This window comes from Snodgrassella sp. ESL0324, assembly GCF_013344955.1.
Classification (GTDB): Bacteria; Pseudomonadota; Gammaproteobacteria; order Burkholderiales; family Neisseriaceae; genus Snodgrassella; species Snodgrassella alvi.
The window spans coordinates 157,759-173,383 of the sequence record NZ_JAAEDS010000016.1 but is presented as its reverse complement, the minus strand read 5'-3'; the positions used below and the strand labels follow the sequence as shown (position 1 = coordinate 173,383).

The 15,625-nt window shown below is 43.8% G+C and carries 28 protein-coding genes; all 28 read left to right on the top strand.

Annotated features, from left to right (window positions below; all coding sequences use genetic code 11):
* Positions 1-3 precede the first annotated feature (3 nt).
* Positions 4-840 carry a 50S ribosomal protein L2 gene (gene rplB, locus GYY70_RS11255; protein ID WP_037394606.1) on the top strand — a complete coding sequence of 279 codons (837 nt, stop codon included), beginning with the start codon at positions 4-6 and terminating at the stop codon, positions 838-840.
* 5 nt (positions 841-845) lie between these two features.
* Complete coding sequence (gene rpsS / locus GYY70_RS11250) at positions 846-1,121, top strand: 30S ribosomal protein S19 (protein ID WP_025331704.1); 276 nt, start codon at positions 846-848, stop codon at positions 1,119-1,121.
* A 10-nt stretch (positions 1,122-1,131) separates the two neighbouring features.
* Complete coding sequence (rplV, locus tag GYY70_RS11245; RefSeq protein ID WP_037394611.1) at positions 1,132-1,461, top strand: 50S ribosomal protein L22; 330 nt, start codon at positions 1,132-1,134, stop codon at positions 1,459-1,461.
* Between the two features lie 9 nt (positions 1,462-1,470).
* The gene (rpsC, locus tag GYY70_RS11240) at positions 1,471-2,175 is read left to right on the top strand and encodes a 30S ribosomal protein S3 (RefSeq protein WP_037394614.1); all 705 of its coding nucleotides are present in this window, start codon (positions 1,471-1,473) and stop codon (positions 2,173-2,175) included.
* On the top strand, positions 2,159-2,575 hold the full coding sequence (gene rplP, locus GYY70_RS11235) for a 50S ribosomal protein L16 (protein ID WP_037394618.1): 417 nt from the start codon (positions 2,159-2,161) through the stop codon (positions 2,573-2,575). Before rpsC ends, rplP begins: the two co-directional genes overlap by 17 nt.
* A complete protein-coding gene (gene rpmC / locus GYY70_RS11230; RefSeq protein ID WP_025331702.1) occupies positions 2,575-2,766 on the top strand; it encodes a 50S ribosomal protein L29 in 192 nt (63 codons plus the stop codon). The genes rplP and rpmC overlap by 1 nt, the downstream gene beginning before the upstream one ends.
* Entirely contained in the window at positions 2,766-3,029 is a 264-nt protein-coding gene (gene rpsQ, locus GYY70_RS11225) for a 30S ribosomal protein S17 (RefSeq protein ID WP_025331701.1), read from the top strand. Before rpmC ends, rpsQ begins: the two co-directional genes overlap by 1 nt.
* 232 nt (positions 3,030-3,261) lie before the next feature.
* Positions 3,262-3,630 carry a 50S ribosomal protein L14 gene (rplN, locus tag GYY70_RS11220; RefSeq protein WP_025331700.1) on the top strand — a complete coding sequence of 123 codons (369 nt, stop codon included), beginning with the start codon at positions 3,262-3,264 and terminating at the stop codon, positions 3,628-3,630.
* 11 nt (positions 3,631-3,641) lie between these two features.
* Positions 3,642-3,965, top strand: a complete 324-nt coding sequence (gene rplX, locus GYY70_RS11215) for a 50S ribosomal protein L24 (RefSeq protein ID WP_025331699.1) — start codon at positions 3,642-3,644, stop codon at positions 3,963-3,965.
* 10 nt (positions 3,966-3,975) lie between these two features.
* Positions 3,976-4,515: a 50S ribosomal protein L5 gene (rplE, locus tag GYY70_RS11210; RefSeq protein WP_025331698.1), complete on the top strand. Its 540-nt coding sequence runs from the start codon at positions 3,976-3,978 to the stop codon at positions 4,513-4,515.
* Between the two features lie 2 nt (positions 4,516-4,517).
* A complete protein-coding gene (gene rpsN / locus GYY70_RS11205) occupies positions 4,518-4,823 on the top strand; it encodes a 30S ribosomal protein S14 (protein WP_025331697.1) in 306 nt (101 codons plus the stop codon).
* Between the two features lie 14 nt (positions 4,824-4,837).
* Entirely contained in the window at positions 4,838-5,230 is a 393-nt protein-coding gene (rpsH, locus tag GYY70_RS11200) for a 30S ribosomal protein S8 (protein WP_025331696.1), read from the top strand.
* Between the two features lie 9 nt (positions 5,231-5,239).
* Entirely contained in the window at positions 5,240-5,773 is a 534-nt protein-coding gene (gene rplF, locus GYY70_RS11195; RefSeq protein ID WP_025331695.1) for a 50S ribosomal protein L6, read from the top strand.
* Positions 5,774-5,786: 13 nt separating this feature from the next.
* Complete coding sequence (gene rplR, locus GYY70_RS11190) at positions 5,787-6,140, top strand: 50S ribosomal protein L18 (protein ID WP_025331694.1); 354 nt, start codon at positions 5,787-5,789, stop codon at positions 6,138-6,140.
* A 19-nt stretch (positions 6,141-6,159) separates the two neighbouring features.
* Entirely contained in the window at positions 6,160-6,678 is a 519-nt protein-coding gene (gene rpsE, locus GYY70_RS11185) for a 30S ribosomal protein S5 (protein ID WP_025331693.1), read from the top strand.
* On the top strand, positions 6,671-6,856 hold the full coding sequence (gene rpmD, locus GYY70_RS11180; protein WP_025331692.1) for a 50S ribosomal protein L30: 186 nt from the start codon (positions 6,671-6,673) through the stop codon (positions 6,854-6,856). Before rpsE ends, rpmD begins: the two co-directional genes overlap by 8 nt.
* A 1-nt stretch (position 6,857) precedes the next feature.
* Entirely contained in the window at positions 6,858-7,292 is a 435-nt protein-coding gene (rplO, locus tag GYY70_RS11175; protein ID WP_025331691.1) for a 50S ribosomal protein L15, read from the top strand.
* Between the two features lie 13 nt (positions 7,293-7,305).
* Complete coding sequence (gene secY / locus GYY70_RS11170) at positions 7,306-8,622, top strand: preprotein translocase subunit SecY (protein ID WP_025331690.1); 1,317 nt, start codon at positions 7,306-7,308, stop codon at positions 8,620-8,622.
* A gap of 5 nt (positions 8,623-8,627) precedes the next feature.
* Positions 8,628-8,846 carry a translation initiation factor IF-1 gene (infA, locus tag GYY70_RS11165; RefSeq protein ID WP_003684714.1) on the top strand — a complete coding sequence of 73 codons (219 nt, stop codon included), beginning with the start codon at positions 8,628-8,630 and terminating at the stop codon, positions 8,844-8,846.
* A gap of 18 nt (positions 8,847-8,864) precedes the next feature.
* A complete protein-coding gene (rpmJ, locus tag GYY70_RS11160) occupies positions 8,865-8,978 on the top strand; it encodes a 50S ribosomal protein L36 (RefSeq protein ID WP_003697674.1) in 114 nt (37 codons plus the stop codon).
* Between the two features lie 56 nt (positions 8,979-9,034).
* Positions 9,035-9,397 (top strand): 30S ribosomal protein S13, encoded by a 363-nt coding sequence (rpsM, locus tag GYY70_RS11155; RefSeq protein ID WP_025331689.1) that lies wholly within the window; start codon positions 9,035-9,037, stop codon positions 9,395-9,397.
* A gap of 16 nt (positions 9,398-9,413) precedes the next feature.
* A complete protein-coding gene (gene rpsK, locus GYY70_RS11150) occupies positions 9,414-9,806 on the top strand; it encodes a 30S ribosomal protein S11 (RefSeq protein ID WP_025331688.1) in 393 nt (130 codons plus the stop codon).
* A gap of 15 nt (positions 9,807-9,821) precedes the next feature.
* Positions 9,822-10,442, top strand: coding sequence for a 30S ribosomal protein S4 (gene rpsD / locus GYY70_RS11145; RefSeq protein WP_025331687.1), 621 nt, complete (start codon positions 9,822-9,824; stop codon positions 10,440-10,442).
* A 24-nt stretch (positions 10,443-10,466) separates the two neighbouring features.
* Positions 10,467-11,453 carry a DNA-directed RNA polymerase subunit alpha gene (gene rpoA / locus GYY70_RS11140; RefSeq protein ID WP_025331686.1) on the top strand — a complete coding sequence of 329 codons (987 nt, stop codon included), beginning with the start codon at positions 10,467-10,469 and terminating at the stop codon, positions 11,451-11,453.
* 18 nt (positions 11,454-11,471) lie between these two features.
* Positions 11,472-11,855 carry a 50S ribosomal protein L17 gene (gene rplQ, locus GYY70_RS11135; RefSeq protein ID WP_025331685.1) on the top strand — a complete coding sequence of 128 codons (384 nt, stop codon included), beginning with the start codon at positions 11,472-11,474 and terminating at the stop codon, positions 11,853-11,855.
* Positions 11,856-12,302: 447 nt separating this feature from the next.
* Positions 12,303-12,689 carry a hypothetical protein gene (locus GYY70_RS11130; RefSeq protein WP_174830746.1) on the top strand — a complete coding sequence of 129 codons (387 nt, stop codon included), beginning with the start codon at positions 12,303-12,305 and terminating at the stop codon, positions 12,687-12,689.
* 14 nt (positions 12,690-12,703) lie between these two features.
* On the top strand, positions 12,704-14,032 hold the full coding sequence (gene miaB, locus GYY70_RS11125; RefSeq protein ID WP_174832404.1) for a tRNA (N6-isopentenyl adenosine(37)-C2)-methylthiotransferase MiaB: 1,329 nt from the start codon (positions 12,704-12,706) through the stop codon (positions 14,030-14,032).
* Between the two features lie 211 nt (positions 14,033-14,243).
* Positions 14,244-15,557 (top strand): NCS2 family permease, encoded by a 1,314-nt coding sequence (locus GYY70_RS11120; protein WP_174832403.1) that lies wholly within the window; start codon positions 14,244-14,246, stop codon positions 15,555-15,557.
* Positions 15,558-15,625: the final 68 nt, after the last annotated feature.

The window sequence follows — 15,625 nt, the reverse complement described above, 5'->3', positions numbered from 1 at the left end:
ACTATGGCTATTGTTAAAATGAAGCCGACTTCTGCTGGCCGTCGCGGCATGGTACGCGTGGTTGCGGAAGGCTTGCATAAAGGTGCACCCTATGCACCATTATTAGAAAAACAGTCTTCAACTGCCGGTCGTAATCACGGCGGACGCATTACAACCCGTCATAAAGGTGGTGGTCACAAACACCATTACCGTATTGTTGACTTTAAACGTAATGATAAAGACGGTATCGCTGCTAAAGTAGAACGTATTGAGTACGATCCGAACCGTACCGCTCATATTGCGTTATTGTGTTTTGCAGATGGTGAACGCCGTTACATTATTGCGCCGCGTAATGTTCAGGTAGGTGCCGTATTGGTTTCCGGTTCTGAAGCTGCAATTAAAGCTGGTAATAATCTGCCAATCCGCAATATTCCGGTAGGTACAACTCTTCATTGTATCGAAATGAAACCGGGTAAAGGCGCACAGATTGCCCGTTCAGCCGGTGCATCTGCTGTATTGCTGGCAAAAGAAGGCGTATATGCACAGCTGCGTCTGCGTTCAGGTGAAGTACGTAAAATTCATGTTGACTGCCGTGCCACCATTGGTGAAGTAGGCAATGAAGAACAAAGCCTGCAAAAACTGGGTAAAGCCGGTGCTAAACGCTGGCGTGGCATTCGTCCGACCGTACGCGGTGTTGTGATGAACCCGGTTGACCACCCGCATGGTGGTGGTGAAGGTCGTACAGGTGAAGCTCGTGAACCGGTTAGCCCATGGGGTACACCGACTAAAGGCTATCGTACTCGTCGTAATAAACGCACGAACAATATGATTGTTCGCCGCCGTTACTCAAATAAAGGTTAACTGATATGGCTCGTTCATTAAAAAAAGGCCCATATGTCGACCTGCATTTACTGAAAAAGGTCGATGCGGCTCGTGCTAATAACGACAAACGCCCGATTAAAACCTGGTCACGTCGTTCCACTATTCTGCCTGATTTTATCGGTCTGACCATTGCTGTACACAACGGCCGTACCCACGTGCCTGTATTTATCAGCGATAATATGGTTGGTCATAAGTTGGGTGAGTTCTCATTGACCCGTACCTTCAAGGGCCATTTGGCTGATAAGAAGGCTAAAAAATAAGGGATAAAACATGAGAGTTAGTGCACAACACAAAAATGCCCGTATTTCAGCACAAAAAGCCCGTCTGGTAGCTGATTTGGTACGTGGTAAAGATATTGCCCAAGCGTTGAATATTTTGACATTCAGCCCGAAAAAAGGTGCTGAACTGATTAAAAAGGTACTGGAATCTGCAGTAGCCAATGCCGAACACAACGAAGGTGCTGATATCGATGAACTGAAAGTGGTTACTATTTATATCGATAAAGGTCCGAGTCTGAAACGTTTTCAGGCACGTGCTAAAGGTCGTGGTAACCGCATCGAAAAACAAACTTGTCACATCAACGTGATTGTAGGCAACTAAGGAAAAGCGATGGGACAAAAAATTAACCCTACAGGCTTTCGCCTGGCAGTGAATAAAGATTGGTCTTCCAAGTGGTTTGCCAAAAGCGGCGACTTTTCCAAAGTGCTGAAAGAAGATATCGACGTACGTCATTTTTTACGCAAACGTCTTGCAAATGCTTCTGTTGGTCGCGTGGTAATTGAACGTCCGGCAAAATCTGCACGTATTACCATTTACAGTGCCCGTCCTGGTATTGTAATCGGTAAAAAAGGTGAAGACATTGAAGTATTAAAACGTGATTTGCAGAAAATCATGGGCGTGCCGGTGCATGTAAACATCGAAGAAATCCGTAAACCGGAAATCGATGCGCAAATTATTGCGGACAATATTGCCGGACAACTGGAAAAACGCGTTATGTTCCGTCGTGCCATGAAACGTGCTATGCAGAATGCTATGCGCGTTGGCGCCAAAGGCATCAAAATTATGTCTTCAGGTCGTCTGAACGGTATCGAAATTGCGCGTACCGAATGGTATCGTGAAGGTCGTGTGCCTTTGCATACCCTGCGTGCCAATGTTGACTACGCTACCAGCGAAGCCAAAACTACATATGGCATTATCGGTATCAAAGTCTGGGTTTACAAAGGTGAACTGACACCGGGTGAAATTCAGGCTAAGCCGGAACAGGACAAGAAACACAGCAGAAAGGCAGGTGGTCGAAATGCTGCAGCCAACTAGAATGAAATACCGCAAACAGCAAAAAGGCCGCAACACCGGTATTGCTACTCGTGGCAATAAAGTTAGCTTTGGTGATTTTGGTCTGAAAGCTGTGGGTCGCGGTCGTTTGACTGCACGCCAGATTGAGGCAGCACGTCGTGCAATGACCCGTCATATTAAACGTGGCGGTCGTATCTGGATCCGCGTATTCCCGGATAAACCTATTACTGAAAAACCAATTCAGGTTCGTATGGGTGGCGGTAAAGGTAATGTGGAATATTACATTGCTGAAATCCAGCCGGGCAAAATGCTCTACGAAATGGACGGTGTTGATGAAACATTGGCTCGTCAGGCTTTTGAACTGGCTGCAGCCAAATTGCCGATTCAGACTGTATTTGTTAAACGCCAGGTAGGTCAATAATGAAAACCAGTGAATTGAAAGACAAATCTGTTGAGCAGTTAAACGAAGAACTGGTTGGTCTGTTGAAAGCGCAGTTTGGTTTGCGTATGCAGCACGCCACCGGCCAGCTGGGTAAAAACAGTGAGCTGAAAAAAGTGCGTCGTAATATTGCTCGTGTAAAAACCATTTTGCATCAGAAGGATGGTGAATAATGACTGAAGCTAAAAACGTACGTACTTTGCAGGGCAAAGTCGTGAGCGACAAAATGGATAAAACTGTAACAGTATTGGTGGAACGTAAAGTGAAACACCCGCTGTATGGTAAAGTAATCCGTCGTTCTACTAAAATCCATGCGCACGATGAGCAAAACCAATACGGTATTGGTGACGTTGTTGTCATTTCCGAGGGTCGCCCGTTGTCAAAAACCAAAAGCTGGGTTGTAACTGAGCTGATTGAGAAAGCACGTAATGTGTAATTAACACAACAATGTGCTGCAATTAGGGAACGAAGTCTTGCGACAATCAGATATTGTCTGTAAACTTCGTTCCTTAACTTTCAGTTTCTTGAAAGTCTCCGGCAGTCGCCGGAACTCTCCCTTCGGGACCCAAGACTGGTTTACTAGAACCGTTAATGGTTTCAGACAGCTATTAAGTGGTAACAGGCTGACTGAAAGCGGTAAATTAAGTTGGATTTTTAAAGGTAATAACATGATTCAAATGCAGACCATCTTAGATGTGGCTGACAACTCTGGTGCGCGTCGCGTAATGTGCATCAAAGTATTAGGTGGATCTAAGCGTCGCTACGCATCTGTAGGCGACATTATTAAAGTGGCCGTAAAAGACGCAGCTCCCCGTGGTCGCGTTAAAAAGGGCGATGTATATAACGCTGTGGTAGTGCGTACAGCTAAAGGTGTGCGTCGTAATGACGGAGCACTGATCAAATTTGATAACAATGCAGCCGTGCTGTTGAATACCAAACTGGAACCAATTGGTACCCGTATTTTTGGCCCGGTAACCCGTGAGCTACGTACTGAGCGATTCATGAAAATCGTTTCATTGGCTCCTGAAGTACTGTAAGTGAGGTTGCAATGAAAAAGATTAAAACTGGTGATCAGGTGATCATTATTGCCGGTAAAGATAAGGGCAAACAGGGTAAAGTAGTGCGTGTTTTGGGTGATAAAGTGATTGTTGACGGCGTAAATCGTGTTAAACGTCACCAGAAACCTAACCCCATGCGTGGGATTGAAGGTGGTGTAATCACCAAAGATGCGCCATTGGCTATTTCCAATGTAGCGATTTTCAATCCGGAAACCCAAAAAGCTGACCGCGTAGGTATCAAAGTAGAAACTGTAGACGGCAAAGTAGTGCGTACCCGTGTATATAAATCTACCGGTGCCGCCGTGGGAGCTTAAGGAGTAATCAATGGCTCGTTTAAAAGACTTTTATAACACTACTGTTGTTCCTGAGTTGACCAAACAGTTCGGTTACAAATCTATCATGGAAGTACCGCGTATTGAAAAAATTACCCTCAACATGGGTGTTGGTGAAGCGGTTGCCGATAAAAAAGTAATGGAACATGCAGTTGGTGATCTGGAAAAGATTGCTGGTCAGAAACCAGTAGTAACTGTAGCACGCAAGTCAATTGCAGGCTTTAAAATCCGTGATAATTACCCGATTGGCTGCAAAGTAACTTTGCGCCGTGATCGTATGTATGAATTTCTGGATCGTCTGATTGCAATCGCTTTGCCGCGTGTACGTGACTTCCGCGGTGTAAATGGTAAATCATTCGACGGTCGTGGTAATTACAACATGGGCGTGCGTGAACAAATTATTTTCCCGGAAATTGAATACGATAAAATTGATGCTTTGCGTGGTTTAAATATTACTATTACCACTACTGCCAAAACTGACGCAGAAGCCAAAGCACTGCTGTCTCTGTTCAAATTTCCGTTTAAGGGTTAATTATGGCTAAGAAAGCACTTATTAATCGTGAGCTGAAGCGTGAAGCTTTGGCAAAAAAATATGCTGCAAAGCGTGAAGCCATTTTCGCCATCATCAATGATGCTAACGCGACTGATGAAGAACATTTTCAGGCACGTCTGAAACTGCAGGCTATTCCGCGTAATGCTGCTCCGATTCGTCAACGTCGTCGCTGCGCTTTGACCGGTCGTCCGCGTGGTAATTTCCGTAAATTCGGCTTGGCCCGTACCAAAATCCGTGAAATCGCCATGCGTGGTGAAATTCCGGGTGTCATCAAAGCCAGCTGGTAATAGGAGTATAAAATATGAGTATGCATGATCCTATTTCCGATATGTTGACCCGTATTCGCAACGCTCAGCGTGCGAATAAAGTCTCTGTAAGTATGCCTTCTTCAAAACTGAAAGTAGCAATTGCCAAAGTTTTGAAAGAAGAAGGCTACGTAGAAGATTTCGCCGTATCTGCTGAAACCAAGGCGACATTGGAAATACAATTGAAATACTATGCTGGTCAGCCGGTAATTGAGCGCATTCAGCGCGTATCACGTCCTGGTCTGCGTGTGTATAAAGGTTCCAACGACATTCCTTCTGTAATGAATGGTTTGGGCGTTGTGATTGTGAGCACTTCTAAAGGCGTAATGACTGACCGTAAAGCCCGTGCCAATGGTATTGGCGGTGAGTTATTGTGCGTAGTTGCCTAAGGAGAAAACATGTCTCGAATTGCAAAACATCCGGTAGTGGTTCCGGCTGGCGTTGACGTTAAGTTTTCTCCAGAGGCTATCATTGTTAAAGGTAAAAACGGCGAATTGTCTCTGCATCAGCACGCTGAAGTGAATGTAGCATTGAATGATGGTCAGCTGGTTGTTACCGCCAATGATAACAGTACAAAAGCAAATGCTTTATCCGGTACAGTTCGTGCTTTATTGCACAATATGGTTGTGGGCGTGAGCAATGGTTTTGAGAAAAAGCTGCAACTGATTGGTGTGGGTTATCGCGCTCAGGCTCAGGGTAAAGTATTGAATCTTTCTTTAGGTTACTCTCATCCGATTAATTACGAATTGCCTGAAGGTATTACTGCTACTACTCCTTCTGCTACCGAGGTAATCATTGCCGGTGCAGATAAACAGGTAGTAGGGCAGGTGGCCGCTGAAATTCGTGGATTCCGTCCGCCGGAACCTTATAAAGGTAAAGGTGTACGTTATGCTGATGAGCGTGTCGTTATTAAAGAAACCAAGAAAAAATAATTGAGGCTCACTGATGGATAAAAATGTAGCAAGACTGCGTCGAGCACGTAAAACCCGTGCCAAAATTGCAGCCCTGAACAAAGTGAGATTGTGCGTTTTCCGTACCAATAATCACATTTATGCCCAGGTTATTAGCGCTGAAGGTGACCGAGTACTGGCTCAGGCCTCTACTCTTGAGGCTGATGTTCGTGCCAGCATTAAATATGGTAGCAATGTAGATGCTGCTGTTGTAGTTGGCAAACGCATTGCTGAAAAAGCCAAAGCGGCCGGCATTGATGCAGTGGCTTTTGACCGTTCTGGTTTTCAATACCATGGTCGCGTTAAAGCCTTGGCTGAGGCAGCCCGTGAAAACGGTTTGAGCTTCTAATAAACTGGAGACCAGAAATATGGCAAAACACGAAACTGAAGAACGCGGTGACGGCCTGATTGAAAAAATGGTTGCCGTAAACCGTGTGACCAAAGTGGTTAAGGGTGGCCGCATTATGGCCTTCTCGGCTTTAACCGTAGTAGGTGATGGCGATGGTCGCATTGGTATGGGCAAAGGTAAATCTAAAGAAGTACCTGTGGCTGTACAGAAAGCTATGGATCAAGCCCGCCGCAATATGATCAAAGTGCCTTTAAATGGACGTACCATTCATCACGAAGTAATTGGTCGCCATGGTGCAACACGTGTATTCATGCAACCGGCCAAAGAAGGTAATGGTGTGAAAGCTGGTGGTCCAATGCGTTTGGTATTTGATGCAATGGGTATTCATAATATCTCTGCTAAAGTACATGGTTCAACCAATCCATACAACATTGTTCGCGCAACTCTGGACGGATTGTCTAAGCTGTATACGCCGGCTGAGATTGCTGCTAAACGTGGCCTGACCGTAGAAGAAATTTTAGGAGCAGATCATGAGTGAGCAAAAAACCATACGCATTACACTGGTTAAAAGCCTGATTGGCACTATTGCTGCTCATCGTGCCTGTGCACGCGGTTTAGGCTTACGTCACCGCGAGCATACTGTTGAAGTGCTTGATACCCCCGAAAATCGTGGCATGATCAATAAAATCAGCTACCTTTTGAAAGTGGAGAAGTAACATGCTTTTGAATACCATTCAACCTGCTGAAGGTGCTAAACACGCGGCTCGCCGTGTAGGTCGTGGCATTGGCAGCGGTTTAGGCAAAACTTGTGGCCGAGGCCATAAGGGTCAGAAAAGCCGTAAAGGTGGTTATCATAAAGTCGGTTTCGAAGGCGGTCAGATGCCTTTGCAACGCCGGCTGCCGAAACGCGGTTTTAAATCTCTGACTGCTAATCTGAATGCAGAAGTGCGTTTAGATGAACTGGCTAAAATTGCAGTTGATGAAATTGATGTTTTAGTTCTGAAACAGGCAGGACTGGTGCCTGCTACTGCTCTGAATGTTAAAATTATTGCATCAGGCAGTATTGATAAGGCGGTAACTTTAAATGGTATTAAGGCCACCAAAGGTGCGCAACAGGCCATTGAAGCTGCCGGTGGTAAAGTAGCAGAATAAGGCAAGGACTCAAGTGGCTAATCCGCAATCCGCAACAGGACTTTCAAAGTTCGGTGATTTAAAAAATCGTCTGTTATTTTTACTTGGTGCGTTGGTTGTATTCCGCATCGGTTCACATATTCCAGTGCCCGGTGTGGATGGTGCTGCTTTGACCAAATTGTATGAAAGTGCCGGCGGGGGCATATTAAGTATGCTTAATATGTTTTCCGGCGGTTCTCTGCAACGGTTCAGTATTTTTGCAATAGGTGTGATGCCCTATATTTCAGCCTCAATTATTATTCAGCTTGCTTCTGAAATTATTCCTTCATTGAAGGCTCTAAAAAAAGAAGGTGAGGCGGGGCGCCGTACTTTGACCAAATATACCCGTTACGGTACTGTTTTGCTGGCCACTTTGCAAAGCTTTGGTGCTGCTGCATTTGTTTACCAGCAAAATGTAGTAGTTTCCGGTCAGATTGAGTTTTATTTCTCAACTATGGTTTGTCTGGTTACAGGAACCATGTTTCTGATGTGGCTGGGTGAACAAATTACTGAACGTGGTATAGGTAATGGTATTTCGCTGATTATTACCGCCGGTATTGCAGCCAGTCTGCCTGCCGGTATTGGTCGTTTGCTGACATTAACCAGTCAGGGATCAATTAGTTATCTGATGGCTGTTGCACTGATTGTTGGTGCGCTGGCATTGATATATGCTGTTGTATATATTGAAAGTGCACAACGTAAAGTACCCGTGCAATATGCCAAACGTCAGGTAGGTAATCGTATTATGCAGGCGCAAAACTCTCATCTGCCGTTCAAACTGAATATGGCCGGGGTTATTCCGCCAATTTTTGCATCCAGTATTATTTTGTTTCCTTCTACTCTGTTAAGCTGGTTTGGTTCGGCAAATCCGGATAGTTGGTTACAGAAACTGGCTACATTATTGCAGCATGGTCAGCCTGTTTATATTTTGTTATTTGCAGCTACTATTATCTTCTTTTGTTATTTCTATACGGCTTTGGTGTTCAGTCCAAGGGAAATGGCAGAAAATCTGAAGAAAAGTGGTGCTTTCGTTCCGGGTATCCGGCCTGGTGAGCAAACCAGTCGTTATCTGGAGAAAGTTGTATTGCGTTTGACCTTTTGGGGCGCAATTTATATTGCTATCGTGTGCCTGATTCCGGAAGTGCTGACTTCTGCGATGAATGTACCTTTCTACCTAGGTGGCACCTCACTACTTATTCTGGTGGTGGTGACCATGGATTTTAAAACGCAAATCGCTTCTTACGTAATGAGCAGTCAGTATGAACATCTGATGAAGCGTTCTGCGATGAAATCATTATCATCACGTCGTTAAGTATTATGGCTAAAGAAGATACCATACAAATGCAGGGTGAAATTCTTGAAACCCTGCCCAACGCAACTTTTAAAGTTAAACTTGAAAACGATCACGTCGTTTTAGGTCATATCTCCGGAAAAATGCGCATGCATTACATTCGTATTTCACCCGGTGATAAAGTGACTGTGGAATTGACTCCGTACGATTTGACTCGTGCCCGCATCGTTTTCCGCGCCCGCTAAGAGTAGAAAGGAAATAATATGCGCGTTCAGCCATCGGTAAAGAAAATTTGCCGTAATTGTAAAATCATTCGTCGTAATCGTGTCGTACGCGTGATTTGTACTGACCCTCGTCATAAACAACGCCAAGGCTAATGGATAACCATAAGTCTTTGTGTTATAGTGACAGACTTTTGCCCTAAGGAAAAAATATGGCTCGTATTGCAGGGGTAAATATCCCTAACAATGCCCATATCGTAATTGGCCTTCAGGCTATTTATGGTATTGGTTCGTCTCGCGCTAAACTGGTTTGCGAAGCTGCCGGCGTTGTGCCGAGCACTAAAGTAAAAGATTTAGACGAGACTCAGCTTGATGCTTTGCGTGAACAGATTGCCAAATACCATGTGGAAGGTGATCTGCGCCGTGAAGTAACCATGAACATCAAACGTCTGATGGACATGGGCTGTTATCGTGGTCTGCGTCATCGTCGTGGTTTACCGTGCCGTGGTCAGCGTACCCGTACCAATGCGCGTACGCGTAAAGGTCCGCGTAAAGCGATCGCAGGCAAGAAATAATTGATAAGGAATAATAATGGCTAAAGCAAACACAGCTCGTGTGCGCAAGAAAGTACGTAAATCCGTAAGTGAAGGTATTGTGCATGTACATGCATCTTTCAATAATACCATCATTACTATCACTGACCGTCAGGGCAATGCATTATCTTGGGCTACCTCTGGCGGTGCTGGTTTTAAAGGTTCACGTAAGAGCACACCATTTGCCGCTCAGGTTGCGGCAGAAGCAGCTGGTAAAGTTGCCCAAGAGTATGGCGTAAAAAATCTGGAAGTTCGCATTAAAGGGCCGGGTCCTGGTCGCGAATCTTCTGTGCGTGCGCTCAACGCTCTTGGTTTCAAGATTACCAGTATTACAGACGTTACTCCATTGCCACACAATGGTTGTCGGCCACCTAAAAAACGTCGTATCTAACAGGAGTATTTGAGTATGGCACGTTATACCGGCCCGAAATGTAAATTAGCCCGTCGTGAGGGCACAGATCTGTTTCTGAAGAGTGCACGTCGCTCTCTGGATTCAAAATGTAAACTAGACTCTGCTCCCGGCCAGCATGGCGCAAAAAAACCGCGTTTGTCCGGCTATGGTCTGCAATTACGTGAAAAACAGAAAATCCGCCGTATTTACGGTGTGTTAGAACGTCAGTTCCGCCGTTATTTTGCTGAAGCAGCCCGTCGTAAAGGTTCGACTGGTGAATTGCTGCTTCAGTTGTTGGAATCTCGTTTAGACAACGTGGTATACCGTATGGGGTTTGGCTCTACTCGTGCCGAAGCCCGTCAGTTGGTATCTCACAAAGCCATTACCGTGAACGGTCAGGTTGTAAACATCCCTTCTTTTCAGGTGAAAGCTGGTGATGTGGTTGCTGTTCGCGAAAAAGCCAAAAAACAGGTGCGAATTCAGGAAGCATTCAGTCTTGCCAGTCAGATTGGTTTACCAAGCTGGGTTTCTGTTGAAGAAGGCAAGCTGGAAGGTGTTTTCAAAAACATGCCAGATCGCACTGAATTGAGTGGCGATATTAATGAACAGCTGGTGGTAGAGTTTTACTCTAAATAAAGCTGGTTAAGTGAGGACAGTTAAATGCAAAACACATCCGAATTCTTGAAGCCACGTCAAATTGACGTTGACACCTTGTCTGCTACCCGTGCCAAAGTGTCTATGGAGCCTTTTGAACGTGGTTTCGGCCATACCTTGGGTAATGCTTTGCGTCGTATCTTACTGTCATCAATGAATGGTTATGCGTCGACAGAAGTAACGATTGAAGGCGTATTGCATGAATATTCTACACTTGACAGCGTTCAGGAGGATGTTGTTGATATTCTGCTGAACCTGAAAGGTGTAGTATTTAAAGTGCATGGCCGCACAGAAGTAACTTTAAGTTTGAAAAAATCAGGTGCCGGTGTTGTTACCGCAGCTGATATTGAGTTACCTCATGATGTCGAAATTGTTAACCCTGATCATGTTATCTGCCACCTGTCTGAAGGTGGTAGTATCAATATGGAAATTAAGGTTGAACAAGGCAGAGGCTATGAGTCTGTGTCAGGCCGTCGTAATAAAGACGACCACAAACGTATCGGCGCTATTCAACTAGATGCAAGCTTTTCGCCTATCAGTCGTGTCAGCTTTGAAGTAGAACCTGCTCGTGTTGAGCAGCGTACTGATTTAGATCGTCTGGTTCTGGATATTGAAACTAACGGTGCTATTGACCCTGAAGAAGCAGTTCGCAATGCGGCCTGTATTTTAATTGATCAAATGTCAATTTTTGCAGATTTACAGGGAACTCCAGTTACCGTGGTAGAAGAGAAAGAACCACCGATTGACCCGATTCTGCTTCGTCCAGTTGATGATCTGGAGTTGACCGTTCGTTCAGCAAACTGCTTGAAAGCTGAAGATATTTACTATATTGGCGATTTGATTCAACGCACAGAGACTGAATTGTTGAAAACCCCGAATCTGGGTAGAAAATCTCTGAACGAAATCAAGGAAGTCCTGGCTTCCAAAGGATTGACGTTGGGTTCAAAACTGGAAGCCTGGCCGCCGGCCAGTCTGGAAAAGCCACAAGTTTGATGATTAAAGGATAATGACATGCGTCATCGTAATGGTAACCGCAAATTAAATCGCACCAGCAGTCATCGCGCTGCTATGTTGCGTAATATGGCCAATTCTTTATTGACTCACGAAACAATTGTAACTACTTTGCCGAAAGCAAAAGAGTTGCGTCGTGTAGCTGAACCATTGATTACTTTAGGTAAAAAGCCTTCACTGGCTAATCATCGTTTAGCTTTTAATCGTACACGTGATCGTGATGTTGTTGTTAAATTATTTAATGAGTTAGGCCCGCGCTTTGCTAATCGGAATGGTGGCTATCTGCGCATATTGAAGTATGGCTTCCGTAAAGGCGATAATGCTCCGCTGGCTCTGGTTGAGTTGGTTGAGAAAGCACCTGAATCTGAAGCTGTAGCTGAGTAATCAGACTTCATGAACAAGCCAGCCATTAGGCTGGCTTGTTTCATTTTGATTTTTTGCTTTATGGTTTTGTGAATAGTTTGAAAATGTGTATTTATTTAGTAGTTGTGATGTATTAATTCAGTATATAACTATAAATTTTATTAGGTACGATTCACTACTTTTTTCATCATTGAATAAGTGTAGTTTTTTGTTATGATGCTGAAAATATAGTTATTCTAGGAATTAATCAATACACAAATAAAAAGCTGATTTTTGAACCGAATTTAAATTACTTGTTTAGTGTAAGTTTATTACCCTAATTCTATTTAAATATATTTGTTTGATTTAATAAGTTTGTATTTGTGGTTTTAGCTTTTCAGAATTCGTTTTCTTAAAAAGCTGTTGTTTATCTCTCTTCTGCGTATAATTATTGACTCTTAGCTGACTATTGTTATTTAAGGAGAAATCATGAAATATTTACGTTTAGTATTGTTGAGCCTGATTTTTTTATCCTCTTCATTAGTATGGGCAGGTCGTGTTTTACCTAATGATATTCATATAGTTGTATTGAAACAAGCAGAAGGACAGCAGGTTGTATTAGGGACGGCAAAAAAGGCATGGTTACGTACGTTAAGTCTGGGCTTAGTTAAAGGTAATAAAACATTTCAATTAAGCAGGGGAGTACGTATACATGATACAAATAATCGTTTTGTTACGTATAACAATTTATACAAATTTAAGAATGCAACGATAGCAGTGCGGGTTGACAGAGCAAGTCAGATTCAGGAAATCTGGGTACTGACTGATGAAGAGCAGGACGCATTAGTAAGACCTAATAATCCTCAGGTTGAATAATTATTGTAGGTGTTATGAAAAAAGTATTTATACGAACCTTTGGTTGTCAGATGAATGAATACGACAGTGAAAAAATGCTGTCTGTTCTGGCAGAAGGGCAACCATTAGAACGAACTGACAGGGCTGAAGATGCAGATATTATTCTTTTTAATACCTGCTCGGTTCGGGAAAAGGCTCAGGAAAAAGTATTTTCAGATTTGGGTCGTATCCGACCTTTGAAAGTTAAAAATCCGGATTTAATTATCGGTGTCGGTGGTTGTGTGGCTTCACAAGAAGGTGAGGCGATTATTCAGCGCGCACCTTATGTGGATGTGGTTTTCGGTCCTCAGACTTTGCATCGTTTACCACAAATGATTCTCGATAAAGAAACCAGTGGTCTGTCACAGGTAGATATTTCTTTTCCGGAAATAGAAAAATTTGATCATTTACCGCCTGCACGTGTTGAAGGTGGAGCAGCGTTCGTATCTATTATGGAAGGCTGTTCCAAATATTGCAGTTTTTGTGTTGTACCCTATACGCGCGGAGAGGAATTTTCACGTCCACTTGACGATGTGCTTACTGAAATTGCCGGTCTGGCACAACAGGGTGTCAAGGAAATTAATCTGCTGGGACAAAACGTAAACGCCTATCGCGGCGATATGGGTGATGGTGAAATCTGTGATTTCGCGACGTTGCTGCGCATAGTGCATGAGATACCCGGTATTGAACGCATGCGCTTTACGACCAGCCACCCGCGAGAATTTTCTGATGCAATCATTGAGTGTTATCGTGATTTACCTAAGCTGGTATCACATTTGCATCTTCCGGTACAGTCTGGTTCCGACCGTGTTTTAATGGCAATGAAACGTGGCTATACAGCCTTAGAGTATAAACATATTATCCGTAAGTTGCGGGCTATCCGGCCGGATTTATGTTTAAGTTCAGACTTTATTGTTGGCTTTCCGGGAGAAACTGAGCGTGAGTTTGAGCAAACTCTGAAGTTAGTACAAGACCTGGCTTTTGATTTAAGCTTTGTATTTATCTATAGTCCGCGTCCGGGAACACCGGCAGCAAATTTACCGGATGATACTCCTCATGCTGAAAAAGTACGTCGTCTGGAAGCATTAAATACAGTGATTGAAGCTGAGACAGCGCGTATTAATCAATCTATGCTTGGTAGTATACAGCGCTGTCTTGTAGAAGGTGTGTCTAAAAAAGATCCTGATCAGTTACAGGCGCGTACAGCAAATAACCGAGTAGTTAATTTTACGGGCCATCCTCGTCTGATTAATCAGATGGTAGAGCTGGAAATCACTGAAGCACATACTTTTTCTTTACGCGGAAAAATGGTTTTATCCGATTAAGTGATTAATCTTTCTAATCTTAATAAGGGGAAACGCTGCATTAATCCATTTATCTGGATACCGGAACATGTACATCAATACAGTATAAAGGCTGTGCTTGTTGTCGGAATGTGATGCTATATTTATTTGTTTTTTCGTCTGGTTATCAGTAAACATTTATTAATGATAACCGGTTTTGTCTGGCCTTTGTTCGGTATTAAAAGGAATTGGCATGAGCCCAGCGGGTACTTCTTTTCTGGATCGTTTTTTTAAAATTAAAGAAAGTGGCAGCAGTGTGCGCACTGAGGTGTTAGCCGGTCTGACTACTTTTCTGGCAATGAGCTATATTCTGGTAGTTAATCCTTCCATTCTTAAGGATGCCGGAATGGATTTTGGTGCGGTATTTGTGGCTACCTGTATTTCTTCAGCTTTTGCCTGCATGATGATGGGATTGGTAGCCAATTATCCGATCGCACTCGCGCCCGGTATGGGACTGAATGCTTATTTTACTTATGCTGTTGTAAAAGGTATGGGTATATCATGGCAGGTAGCACTGGGTGCAGTTTTTGTTTCCGGTATTGTTTTTATTATCTTAAGCCTGTTTAAGGTGCGCGAAGCGATTGTTAATTCACTACCGAATTCTCTCAAGTATTCTATTGGCGGCGGTATTGGTTTATTTCTGGCTCTGGTAGCGCTCAAAAGTGCCGGAGTGGTGGTATCTAATCCGGCCACTCTGGTCAGCCTGGGTGATATTCATTCTCCTCAGGTGTTGCTGACGATCGTGGGCTTTTGTTTTATTGTTACTTTGGAGCATTTCTGCATACGTGGCGGAATTATTATCGGTATTTTGGCAATTACGGCTATTGCTTCAGTAGCAGGTCTTAATGAATTTAAGGGAGTATTTGCGCCGGTACCCTCTCTGGCTCCTACCTTTTTACAGCTGGATTTTCATGATTTATTTACCATGAGTCTGGTTAGCGTTATTTTTGTGTTTTTCTTTGTGGATTTATTTGACAGTACCGGTGTTCTGATTGGTGTTGCCGGACGTGCCGGTTTGTTAGTGGATGGCAAATTACCACGGGTAAAAAAAGCGTTGCTGGCCGATTCAACGGCCATTGTAGTCGGTGCCGGGCTGGGTACTTCTTCTACTACTGCTTATGTAGAGTCGGCAGCCGGAGCAGCTGCAGGCGGCCGTACAGGTCTGACAGCAGTGGTGGTTGGTCTTCTGATGCTGGCCAGTTTGTGGTTTTCCAAGCTTGCGGCCAGTGTACCGGCATATGCAACTGCGCCTGCTTTGTTATATGTGGGTGTACTGATGATGCGCAGTATGACGGAAATTGACTGGAAAGATGTATCTGAAGCTGCACCTGCATTTTTTACACTGATTTTTATGCCTTTCGCTTATTCAATTGCAGATGGTATTGCAATGGGTTTTATTAGTTATGCACTAATTAAACTGTTCTGTGGCAGAGTTAAAGAAGTTTCTTATATGGTGTGGATTATTGCTGTACTATGGGCTTTTAAATTGCTCTGGTTAGGTGCATAGACAGTTCGGTTTGTTAACAGGCAGCCGTTGGGCTGCCTGAATATTTTATGGTTTTTGTTCTTCGGGCT

Coding starts and splice junctions, on each gene's coding strand:
- rpsN (WP_025331697.1), top strand. CDS start 4,518: ATGGCTAAGAAAGCACTTATTAATCGTGAGCTGAAGCGTGAAGCTTTG.
- GYY70_RS11130 (WP_174830746.1), top strand. CDS start 12,303: ATGAAATATTTACGTTTAGTATTGTTGAGCCTGATTTTTTTATCCTCT.
- rpsS (WP_025331704.1), top strand. CDS start 846: ATGGCTCGTTCATTAAAAAAAGGCCCATATGTCGACCTGCATTTACTG.
- rpsQ (WP_025331701.1), top strand. CDS start 2,766: ATGACTGAAGCTAAAAACGTACGTACTTTGCAGGGCAAAGTCGTGAGC.
- infA (WP_003684714.1), top strand. CDS start 8,628: ATGGCTAAAGAAGATACCATACAAATGCAGGGTGAAATTCTTGAAACC.
- GYY70_RS11120 (WP_174832403.1), top strand. CDS start 14,244: ATGAGCCCAGCGGGTACTTCTTTTCTGGATCGTTTTTTTAAAATTAAA.
- rplR (WP_025331694.1), top strand. CDS start 5,787: ATGGATAAAAATGTAGCAAGACTGCGTCGAGCACGTAAAACCCGTGCC.
- rplV (WP_037394611.1), top strand. CDS start 1,132: ATGAGAGTTAGTGCACAACACAAAAATGCCCGTATTTCAGCACAAAAA.
- rpsK (WP_025331688.1), top strand. CDS start 9,414: ATGGCTAAAGCAAACACAGCTCGTGTGCGCAAGAAAGTACGTAAATCC.
- rpmD (WP_025331692.1), top strand. CDS start 6,671: ATGAGTGAGCAAAAAACCATACGCATTACACTGGTTAAAAGCCTGATT.
- rpoA (WP_025331686.1), top strand. CDS start 10,467: ATGCAAAACACATCCGAATTCTTGAAGCCACGTCAAATTGACGTTGAC.
- rplB (WP_037394606.1), top strand. CDS start 4: ATGGCTATTGTTAAAATGAAGCCGACTTCTGCTGGCCGTCGCGGCATG.
- rpmJ (WP_003697674.1), top strand. CDS start 8,865: ATGCGCGTTCAGCCATCGGTAAAGAAAATTTGCCGTAATTGTAAAATC.
- rpsH (WP_025331696.1), top strand. CDS start 4,838: ATGAGTATGCATGATCCTATTTCCGATATGTTGACCCGTATTCGCAAC.
- rpsC (WP_037394614.1), top strand. CDS start 1,471: ATGGGACAAAAAATTAACCCTACAGGCTTTCGCCTGGCAGTGAATAAA.
- rplX (WP_025331699.1), top strand. CDS start 3,642: ATGAAAAAGATTAAAACTGGTGATCAGGTGATCATTATTGCCGGTAAA.
- rplN (WP_025331700.1), top strand. CDS start 3,262: ATGATTCAAATGCAGACCATCTTAGATGTGGCTGACAACTCTGGTGCG.
- rpsM (WP_025331689.1), top strand. CDS start 9,035: ATGGCTCGTATTGCAGGGGTAAATATCCCTAACAATGCCCATATCGTA.
- rpsD (WP_025331687.1), top strand. CDS start 9,822: ATGGCACGTTATACCGGCCCGAAATGTAAATTAGCCCGTCGTGAGGGC.
- rplO (WP_025331691.1), top strand. CDS start 6,858: ATGCTTTTGAATACCATTCAACCTGCTGAAGGTGCTAAACACGCGGCT.
- miaB (WP_174832404.1), top strand. CDS start 12,704: ATGAAAAAAGTATTTATACGAACCTTTGGTTGTCAGATGAATGAATAC.
- rpsE (WP_025331693.1), top strand. CDS start 6,160: ATGGCAAAACACGAAACTGAAGAACGCGGTGACGGCCTGATTGAAAAA.
- rplE (WP_025331698.1), top strand. CDS start 3,976: ATGGCTCGTTTAAAAGACTTTTATAACACTACTGTTGTTCCTGAGTTG.
- rplP (WP_037394618.1), top strand. CDS start 2,159: ATGCTGCAGCCAACTAGAATGAAATACCGCAAACAGCAAAAAGGCCGC.
- rplF (WP_025331695.1), top strand. CDS start 5,240: ATGTCTCGAATTGCAAAACATCCGGTAGTGGTTCCGGCTGGCGTTGAC.
- rplQ (WP_025331685.1), top strand. CDS start 11,472: ATGCGTCATCGTAATGGTAACCGCAAATTAAATCGCACCAGCAGTCAT.
- rpmC (WP_025331702.1), top strand. CDS start 2,575: ATGAAAACCAGTGAATTGAAAGACAAATCTGTTGAGCAGTTAAACGAA.